Genomic DNA, 7,351 nt, shown 5'->3' on the forward strand with positions numbered 1-7,351 from the left:
AGAATGATTTCAAAAGAGTCTGAAAAGTTTTTAACAGAGCTTCGTTTTTACCTGATGTCAAAAGGAAAAAACGATGATGAAATAAATGAAATAACAGAAGAGCTTGAAGTGCATTTAATGGAAGCTGAAGCCGATGGGAAAGATGTATCTCATATTATCGGGTATAGCCCAAAGCAATATATGAAAAGCATCGGAGAATCAATGACTACCGATTATCGTCAGATGGCGGGGCTGGTGCCGCTGATGATTCTTATGCTGGGTGCTTATGTCAGCATAGGCCCTGCAATTGAAGGGAACTTTTCTTTATCCAAAGGTACACTTTGGATTGCTATTATTGCAGGAGTAATTGCAGTCGGAGGTTATGGTGTTCTGATTTTCAGAGTGCTTCCTAAATTTCTTCATTCCAAGTGGAGTGCAGTTCTTCTTTTAGGAACTGGTGTTGCTGTGACAGGCATATTGGTTATGGTTTTACTTTGGAATCAGAAACAAGGGTTTGAACCAGTCTTTACAGCAACGCCCCTTCAGAATAATGTAATTATGGCGGTTTGTGCGGTTATATTTATTGTTTCTGCTATTTATACAAAAACATGGTTTACGATTATAATTCCCCTGTTTATATCTATGGGACCTATTGCCAATCGGTTTATTCCACAGGATGTGAATGAAGATCCAACATATAATTTATATACTGTTATCGCATTCGTTATTATAGCGGCAATCATGATATTCGTATTCATGGTTAAACGGAAAAAAATGCTGAACAGTGGAGGAAAACGAAATGTCTAGCTTGCCTAATTGCCCAAAATGCAGTTCAGAGTATACGTACGAAGACGGGGTGCTCTTAGTATGTCCTGTGTGTGCACATGAGTGGGCAGCGGAATCCGAAATCAACAGTCTTGAGGACGAAAAGGTGATTAAGGATTTTAACGGAAATGTACTAAATGATGGAGATACGGTATCCGTCATTAAAGATCTTAAAGTGAAAGGCTCCTCTTCCGTTATTAAGATTGGAACCAAGGTTAAAAATATTCGTCTTGTGGACGGCGACCATGATATCGACTGTAAGATCAACGGTTTTGGCGCCATGAAGCTGAAATCGGAGTTTGTGAAGAAAGTGTAACGAAAAAGGGCCTATCCTTCCATGGATTGGCCTTTTTTACATTTCCTTTTGCGGGTCCTAAAATAGTAGTGGAAAGGTCATCACCTCTGGTTTATGATAAAGAAAGAATATTAAGAATTTCTCAATATAGGTGGGAGCCTCCTTGATACTATTAGACTACATTGTCAATCTCTCCATTTTTTCATTACTGATCAGTGTGCCTTTAATTCTCCGCTCGTTTATCAGTCATAAACCTCTTAAGGACCTGCATCTTTTGGGCGGCATATATGCAGGAATTATTTCTGTCATTCTTGTGGGTTTATCTTTTAACGAGCAGGGTTATTCCTATGATATTCGCTATGCCATTCTGATTTTGGTATTTTCCTATTTGGGGCCGGGAGCAGGGGTTATTACCGCCATTATTGCTCTTGCCACAAGGCTTGCAGTCAGTGAGAATTGGCTGCCTGCCGTAATAGGGGTACTGCTTATTTTGATTGCTTTTACTGTCATACATAGATATACCCAGCAGCATAAGGGTGTTAGAAAAACGGCCATATTATATGGTGTGTATTGTATCATTTATATTATAACGGTACCGATCATTTTTAAGGTTTTTAGAGACAGCCCGATTTTTCATCTGCAATATCTTCTGTTTGTGGGACTTGGTGTCATTGTTGGGAGTTTGCTGATTGAATCCTATGAAAGGCTGATTCGAATCATCACAGAAAAAAAAAGGATGGAAAAGACGCTGGAAGAAAGTGAGTCTAAATACCGGCTAATCGCTGAGAATACTTCAGACCTTATCGCTGTCATGGACAGGGATCGCAGTTTGAGTTATTTATCTCCGTCTTATGAGTTTGTTTTAGGATATGAAGTGCCGGAACTGGAAAAAATGGAAGTGGACATTGTTATTCATCCTGATGAAGCAAAAAGTTTTCATGCAGGCATGCAAAGGATATTCGAGAATAATGAGAGAATGGCAATGGAGTTCCGGCTAAAACACAGAGAAGGCCATTGGATTAAATTTGAGTCACGATGTATGCTGGTTGAGGGTGATAATGGTGTAATCAAGCATGTTGTCATGATCAGCAGGGATATTTCTGAGAGAAAAAAAGCAGAGGAATTCCTTTTGCAGTCTGAGAAATTATCAATTGTCGGGGAGCTCGCAGCCGGGGTTGCCCATGAAATAAGAAACCCGCTTACAACCATCAAAGGGTTCCTGCAGCTTTATAGGAGCGACAATAGCCAAATTAATGAATTGCTGTTTAGCGAACTGGAACGCATTGAAAATATTACCACCGAAATGCTTTCGCTTGGAAAACCGCAGGCCATACAAATGGACGCGGCTGATTTAACGGATATTATAGTGAATACAGTAGAGTTATTATCCCCTCAGGCAAATATGAACGGTATCCAGTTCAAGCTGAATTATGCAGATAGTGATTTCATAATTTCATGTGAAAAAAATCAAATCAAGCAAGTTTTTTTGAATATCTTAAAAAACGCCATGGAGGCTATGGATAAAGGAGGGGATATTGAGATTTCCCTCGAGGATAATAATGAGGGGGGATGTATTGTCTCCTTTCAGGATCAGGGCTGCGGAATCCCTGACGAATTTCTGCCGAGACTGGGTGAACCTTTTTATACATTAAAAGAAAAAGGGACTGGCCTGGGACTTATGATTTGCCACAAGATCATTAAGCAGCATCATGGCAGCATCGAATATAAAAGCAAGATTGGTGAAGGTACTTTAATAGAGATTACATTGCCGCTTTTAAAAACAATTAAATAAATTGAAAAAAGCAGGGAGAGCCCTTGCTTTTTTCAATGTGGTTTGGAAGAAGCTTCAAGCTCAGGATCCATAAGTCTCTTTTTCGCAAAGCGAAACACAATAAAGAGCATGACAGCCGCTGCCGGATAAACCGGGATTGAATAGAACAGTTTCCATCCTGTATAGATCAGTGCATGATTTTTAACAGTAAGCCATACGAAGAATAGGGAAAATGCACTCCAGCCCAGAATGTACCAAATAGACTTCTTGCCATAGAGTTCCCAGCGGTCATAGCCAAATAAAAAAATCAGAGCGGAACAGGGATACATGGAAAAATGAAAAAGGGCTCCCGATAGTTCATAAGTAGGGTTGTCACCAAATATATACATCCGAAAAGGCGAGGAGCCTGCTGCTCCTCGTCTCGATATATTTAGAAATCAAAGTTGTCAGGATCTGGTCCAACGCGTAAATGTTCATCTAACGATTAATCAATTCCATGTCCTTGTGAGATAGTTCAAAATCAATAAATCTGCATTTTCTTTGATGCGATGAGGTTTTGTTGACTTAGGAATGGCAATAATGCCGTTTTGCAGGTGCCACCTCAGGACAATTTGCGCAATGGATTTTCCATATTTTTCAGCAAGTTCCTTCAGGATCCCATTTTCAAATAATCCGCCTTGCATAAGTGGGGCCCACGCTTCAATGTGTTCCTCTCTATTACAGCCAGACTGGCGGATGGCTTCTCCCACCCATTCCTCGTTTCAGTAGATGGAAGCTGTGTCGATGCTTCTATAGCCAATTTTCAATTGCTGCTTTAACAGCGGTCAATAGTTCTTCTTCCTTTTCTACTTTGAATACACCAAGACCAATCCTGGGCATTTTAACTCCATTTGCAAGTGCTGCAGTACTTGATAAAGATAGTTTATTCATATAAGACACTCCTTAATTAATTAGTTAGTTTGTTTTTCAAGTTTTTTTAGTAATCCCGTCAGAATTACAGCCCCAAGCACCATTACTCCGCCAATCCACGGTGTGTGAATTAAGCCGATAGAATCGACGATCAGTCCCCCGGTAAATGAGCCGATGGCAATTCCGATGTTAAAAGCTGCTATATTTAAAGCGGAAGCAACATTGACAGCAGAAGGAACATATTTCTCAGCCAGGTTTACCACCAGAATTTGAAGACCTGGCACATTCATGAAAGCAAATAATCCCATTAGAAAAATAGCGATAAGCCCAAAAATTTTAAAAGGTGCTGCGAAAGTGAGAAGGCCCAAAATAATGGCTTGAAGAGTAAACATCCAAAATAACGCTTTTAATGGATCCTTGTCAGATGCTTTGCCTCCAAAAACATTGCCGATAGCCACGGCCACTCCGTAAACCAGAAGAATAATACTGCCCCATTTTGCGCTAAACCCTGTTACATCTTCAAGAAGCGGTGTCAGATAGGTAAAAGATACAAATGTTCCTCCGTATCCGAGTGCAGTAATACTAAATGCTAAAAGCAGTTTTCCGCTGTTTAAAATTTTCAGCTGTTCACTAAACTTGGAAGCTGGTGCTTGTTTAAGATCTGAAGGAATCAGAAAGGCGCTGGCGATAATTCCAATTATCCCTAACAGAGCCACTCCCCAGAAGGTAGCTCTCCAGCCAAATATCTGGCCAATAAATGTTCCGAGCGGTACACCTGTCACAGTGGCGACAGTCGAACCAGTGAACATAAAGGCAATCGCACTGGCTCGTTTATTTTCAGGAACTAAATCAGCAGCAATGGTCGATCCGATTGAGAAAAAGATGCCGTGTGAAAAAGCTGTTATAAAACGCGCAGCCAGCAAAAATGTAAAAGACGAAGACATGGCTGCGACGGAATTTCCAATGATAAATAAAACCATTAATGACATAAGCAAAGACTTTCTGTTCATTTTACTGGTCAAAGCAGTTAGTATAGGTGCACCAATCGCAACTCCCATGGCATAACCGGAAATCAATAAACCGGCCAATGTAATGGAAATTCCCAAATCGCCTGATATGGCAGATAAAAGTCCTACAGGCACAAACTCTGTGGTGCCAATTCCGAATGCACTGATTGCGAGTGCAAGCAGGGCGGGAGTGCCGCCTTTTTCTTTTTGTCTATTTATTGCAATTGAATTCATCAGCAATGAATCCTCCTTATTAAAGTAAGTTAAGAAAGTACAGCCAGGCGCCTTGGCCATGCAATCTTATGATAGATAGTATGGAGCATGTCAAACATAGTGAACAGTACGTACTTTAAAGTAATGCAGGCACTAAAAAGTACCCTATGGTCAATTTCACCATGTTGTTTTATGCTTCCTTATGCTATTATGGATGGCATGATTCAAAATGAATAGTACGCACATTAAAGTAATGTAGGTACTTTTAAGTGCCTATCAAAAAGAGGGGGAAGGAAATTGGCTTACAATATTCCGGTAGAAGCTACTTTAGATGTGATTGGCGGGAAGTGGAAAGTTGTAATTATGTGTCATTTAATTAAAGGTGAAAAGCGAACCAGTGAGCTTAAACGCCTTATGCCTGGGATTACGCAAAAAATGCTGACACAGCAGCTCCGCGAACTTGAAGAGGATGGAGTTGTAAACCGCACTGTTTATGATCAAGTCCCCCCTAAGGTTGTATATTCACTAACAGATTACGGATGGTCACTTCGCCCGATCCTGGATGCGATGTGCAACTGGGGAGAAGGACATATTGAGTTAACAGGCGGAGAGCTAGTTGAACAATAAAAAGTTAAGGACTCGTATGCTATAGGCAAACGAGTCCTTTTTAATGGCAAAGCTATTTACTCTTTATTTGTTCGCGGATACTCTCGAGCTCCTCAAGCGATAATGAGCCAAGTGACTTCTTAATTTCTTCCTCGATTTGTTTCTTATTATTTTCCCTGTATTGGTCCCACCATTCCCGCAGCCCTTCCGTATTTGCAAGCAGATATTCGATATCGATTTCTTCTACCTCATCATCCGATAGATAATTTAAAACAGAAGCTAACATCCTATTTAGCTTGCTGATTTCATCCTCACTTTTTGTGATAGGAGTATCTGATGGTGCTTCAGTATCCTTCTTGGTCTCTTCCCGGCTGTCTGCTGATGCTGCTTTCCTTGGCATAAAATCAGCCCTTTCTAATACGAATAAGAATTGCTCTTAGTATTGCCTCAAAAAAATAATAAAAAAACTGAACGATATTTATTAATAAGCGTCTCATAAGTAAAGTCATTAATTGGGGGTACTCATAATGAAAGAACGTGAGGTCGAATTTAATACAGATGTAAAAATAAAGGGGACAGTGAGTTTTCCGAAGGAGTCAGAAGGAAAGGTTCCTCTTATTATCATAATTCATGGTTCAGGCCCTGTTGACCGGGATGGCAATGCGAAGGTTATGCAGATGAATGCTTATAAGATGCTTGCTGAGTTTTTTGCATCCCTTGGGGTGGCGGTTCTTAGATATGATAAACGGGGAGCCGGTGTGAGCGGCGGGGATTTTTATCAAACAGGCATGTGGGATTTAGTTAACGACGGAGCAGCAGCTGTAAAGGCGGCTCTCGAACTGCCGGAAATAGACCCTAAAAGAATTTTTCTGCTGGGTCACAGTGAAGGATGTACATTAATTCCTCCTATTAATAAGAAGGCGGAAGCTGCAGGTATTATCTTTCTTGCCGGTCACGCGGAAAATGTCAGGAATGCATCTGAGCTGCAAGTAAAACTGCTCGAAGAGGAAGTTAAAGTGATGAAAGGATTTAATGGAGTTATTCTCCGTGCCTTAAAAGTTCATAAAACGGCTGCTTCCAAACAAAAGAAAATTTTCGATGAAATGATGGAATCAGAAGAGGCAGTAATGAAAAAAGGATTTACTAAGATCAATGCAAAATGGGCAAGAGAGCACTTTCAATATAATATGGAAGAAGATTTGGGTGCAATTACATGTCCCGTTCTTGCTATTACCGGTAATAAAGATGTTCAAGTAGATCCTGAGCATGTGCATCTTTTTGCTGAAAAAGTGAATGGCCCAGCTGAGAGCTATAATGTCCCGAATATGAACCATCTTCTTAGAGATCAGGAAGAGGAAACTTCTCTGCTAAAGCTGAAGTCCATTTATAAAAGAAGTCTTTCAAAGCCGCTGAGCGCTGAAATGCTGGACATAATTGAAGAATGGACGCAGAGGTATATTCTCTAAAGGCGAAAAAATGCATGCGCATGGTTTTGAGAAAAATTATGGCGTATGCAATTTTTTTATATAAAGTATTGACTTTAGGTCTTAAATTATTGTAAGATAGTTTTTGTCGCTAAGGGTTATTGGCTCAGCGGCAATGAAACTTTTTAATCTGTTTGAATATCGAATAGAAAAAGGTAAAAAAGCTGTTGACTTACTTAAAAGAAGATGATAAGATGAATATCGTTGTCACTTCGAAAGGAGTTAGCACATTAGTTCTTTGAAAACTAAACAAAACAGAAAC

General features: G+C 40.1%; 8 protein-coding genes and 1 pseudogene. 5 read left to right on the forward strand and 4 right to left on the reverse strand.

What is annotated here, in order from left to right; genetic code table 11:
* Positions 1-3 precede the first annotated feature (3 nt).
* The 3 genes from BFI01S_RS13235 (at position 4) to BFI01S_RS13245 (ending at position 2,891) form a co-directional block, all read left to right on the forward strand.
* Complete coding sequence (locus tag BFI01S_RS13235; protein WP_061793042.1) at positions 4-786, forward strand: hypothetical protein; 783 nt, start codon at positions 4-6, stop codon at positions 784-786.
* Positions 779-1,120 (forward strand): zinc ribbon domain-containing protein YjdM, encoded by a 342-nt coding sequence (locus BFI01S_RS13240; protein WP_061793043.1) that lies wholly within the window; start codon positions 779-781, stop codon positions 1,118-1,120. The genes BFI01S_RS13235 and BFI01S_RS13240 overlap by 8 nt, the downstream gene beginning before the upstream one ends.
* Before the next feature lie 142 nt (positions 1,121-1,262).
* Positions 1,263-2,891 (forward strand): ATP-binding protein, encoded by a 1,629-nt coding sequence (locus tag BFI01S_RS13245; RefSeq protein WP_061793044.1) that lies wholly within the window; start codon positions 1,263-1,265, stop codon positions 2,889-2,891.
* Between the two features lie 32 nt (positions 2,892-2,923).
* Here the strand turns inward: BFI01S_RS13245 and BFI01S_RS13250 are convergent, their stop codons facing one another.
* The 3 genes and pseudogenes from BFI01S_RS13250 to BFI01S_RS13260 form a co-directional block, all read right to left on the reverse strand.
* Positions 2,924-3,259 (reverse strand): hypothetical protein, encoded by a 336-nt coding sequence (locus tag BFI01S_RS13250; RefSeq protein ID WP_061793045.1) that lies wholly within the window; start codon positions 3,257-3,259, stop codon positions 2,924-2,926.
* Positions 3,260-3,300: 41 nt separating this feature from the next.
* Positions 3,301-3,800 (reverse strand): annotated as a pseudogene (locus BFI01S_RS13255) (aldo/keto reductase).
* 20 nt (positions 3,801-3,820) lie between these two features.
* Positions 3,821-5,020: an MFS transporter gene (locus tag BFI01S_RS13260; RefSeq protein ID WP_061793046.1), complete on the reverse strand. Its 1,200-nt coding sequence runs from the start codon at positions 5,018-5,020 to the stop codon at positions 3,821-3,823.
* 276 nt (positions 5,021-5,296) lie between these two features.
* Here BFI01S_RS13260 and BFI01S_RS13265 point away from each other — a divergent pair, with 276 nt between their 5' ends.
* Entirely contained in the window at positions 5,297-5,626 is a 330-nt protein-coding gene (locus BFI01S_RS13265; protein ID WP_061793047.1) for a winged helix-turn-helix transcriptional regulator, read from the forward strand.
* 52 nt (positions 5,627-5,678) lie between these two features.
* On the opposite strand, the gene BFI01S_RS13270 is transcribed toward BFI01S_RS13265, so the two are convergent.
* Positions 5,679-6,005, reverse strand: a complete 327-nt coding sequence (locus BFI01S_RS13270) for a hypothetical protein (protein WP_061793048.1) — start codon at positions 6,003-6,005, stop codon at positions 5,679-5,681.
* Positions 6,006-6,132: 127 nt separating this feature from the next.
* On the opposite strand from BFI01S_RS13270, the gene BFI01S_RS13275 reads away from it, so the two are divergent.
* Positions 6,133-7,071, forward strand: coding sequence for an alpha/beta hydrolase family protein (locus BFI01S_RS13275; RefSeq protein ID WP_061793049.1), 939 nt, complete (start codon positions 6,133-6,135; stop codon positions 7,069-7,071).
* Positions 7,072-7,351 lie beyond the last annotated feature (280 nt).

The organism is Cytobacillus firmus NBRC 15306, from assembly GCF_001591465.1.
In the GTDB taxonomy this organism is placed as follows: domain Bacteria; phylum Bacillota; class Bacilli; order Bacillales; family Cytobacillaceae; genus Cytobacillus; species Cytobacillus firmus.

Coding starts and splice junctions, on each gene's coding strand:
- BFI01S_RS13235 (WP_061793042.1), top strand. CDS start 4: ATGATTTCAAAAGAGTCTGAAAAGTTTTTAACAGAGCTTCGTTTTTAC.
- BFI01S_RS13240 (WP_061793043.1), top strand. CDS start 779: ATGTCTAGCTTGCCTAATTGCCCAAAATGCAGTTCAGAGTATACGTAC.
- BFI01S_RS13250 (WP_061793045.1), bottom strand. CDS start 3,259: ATGTATATATTTGGTGACAACCCTACTTATGAACTATCGGGAGCCCTT.
- BFI01S_RS13260 (WP_061793046.1), bottom strand. CDS start 5,020: ATGAATTCAATTGCAATAAATAGACAAAAAGAAAAAGGCGGCACTCCC.
- BFI01S_RS13270 (WP_061793048.1), bottom strand. CDS start 6,005: ATGCCAAGGAAAGCAGCATCAGCAGACAGCCGGGAAGAGACCAAGAAG.
- BFI01S_RS13275 (WP_061793049.1), top strand. CDS start 6,133: ATGAAAGAACGTGAGGTCGAATTTAATACAGATGTAAAAATAAAGGGG.